Raw genomic sequence first — 1,622 nt, forward strand, 5'->3', positions numbered from 1 at the left:
CATCTCAAAGTCAATCTTGTCATATGGGTTCACCTTCTTCTCAACATCAAGATGGAAGCTGTTGGTATAGTAGCCTTTGTCAGTAACCCCCTTAATGACGCCAAATTCTTTCGCATCAATACGACAGAAGCGGCTACATAAGTTTTCACTTGGCGTCGCGTATAGGCTGAAACCGTAACCAGTCTCTTCTGCCCAACCGTTAACTGTGTCTTTCAGGTGCTTGATGATGTCTACCGCTTTTTTTCGCATTACTTCATCATCGTAAACGTGCGCTTCTGTACCGAATAGTGCGTTGATTGTCTCGTGCACACCAATGTAACCAAGAGAAATCGAAGCACGGCCGTACTTAAAAATTTCTGCAATAGAATCATCCGCTTTCAGACGAACACCACATGCCCCTTCCATGTAGAGGATTGGAGCAACGCGAGCTTTGACGTTTTCTAGACGAGAAATACGTGTTTCTAGCGCCTTACGAGCAAGGCACAAGCGCTCGTTTAGAAGCTCGTAGAATTTCTCTTCACTGCCCTTTGCACGAATAGCGATACGAGGCAGATTTAAGCTTACTACACCGAGGTTATTGCGACCTTCGTGAATCAACTCGCCGTTTTCTTCGTAAGTACCAAGGAAGCTACGGCAGCCCATCGGTGTTTTGAATGAGCCCGTTACTTCCACTACTTTGTCGTAGTTAAGAATATCTGGGTACATCCGCTTAGACGCACATTCAAGTGCCAGTTGCTTGATATCGTAGTTTGGATCTTCTGGTTTGTGGTTCAGACCATCTTTGATCCCGAATACAAGTTTAGGGAATACCGCTGTTTTACGGTTCTTCCCTAGACCTGCGATACGGTTCTTGAGAATAGACTTCTGGATAAGGCGTGATGCCCAACTTATACCAAGGCCGAAACCAAACGTGACGAATGGTGTTTGGCCATTCGCTGTATGTAGCGTGTTTACTTCGTATTCTAGAGATTGAAACGCGTCATAGCACTCTTTCTCTGTGCGCGCGTTGGCGAACGCTTTGGGTTCTGCAATGTTCCACTCTTTTGCGATCTCTAGATGTTTCTCGTAGCTTGTTATGACGTACGGCTCTAGTACTTCATCAATCCGGTTGATGGTTGTACCGCCGTAAATATGGCTTGCTACCTGAGCAATGATCTGTGCCGTTACCGCTGTTGCTGTAGAAATGGATTTAGGCGTATCAATTTCCGCGTTACCCATTTTAAAGCCGTGCGTTAGCATGCCTTGAAGATCGATAAGCATACAATTAAACATCGGGAAAAAGGGAGCGTAATCCAGATCGTGGTAGTGAATATCACCCACCTCGTGTGCCTGAACCACATCGCGAGGAAGAATGTGTGTCTTCGCGTAATGTTTCGCTACGATACCAGCCAACAAATCTCGCTGCGTCGGGATTACTTTTCCGTCTTTATTCGCATTCTCATTGATTAGATCTAAATTGCTTTCTTCGATCAGACCTTCGATTTCGCGAGTCAGCGCACTTTGCTTCTCACGAGCGATATCGCGATCGTGGCGGTATTCAATGTAAGAACGCGCTAAAGCTTTATAAGAACCTTGCATGAGTTCATTCTCTACTAAATCTTGAATCTCATGGATGTGAACTT

1 protein-coding gene is annotated in these 1,622 nt (G+C 45.4%); it reads right to left on the reverse strand.

Annotated elements, in window-relative coordinates; all coding sequences use genetic code 11:
* On the reverse strand, positions 1-1,622 hold a 1,622-nt coding region (gene nrdD / locus AND4_RS18895; protein WP_009844594.1), incomplete at both ends, for an anaerobic ribonucleoside-triphosphate reductase.

This window comes from Vibrio sp. AND4, assembly GCF_000171815.1.
Lineage (GTDB): Bacteria > Pseudomonadota > Gammaproteobacteria > Enterobacterales > Vibrionaceae > Vibrio.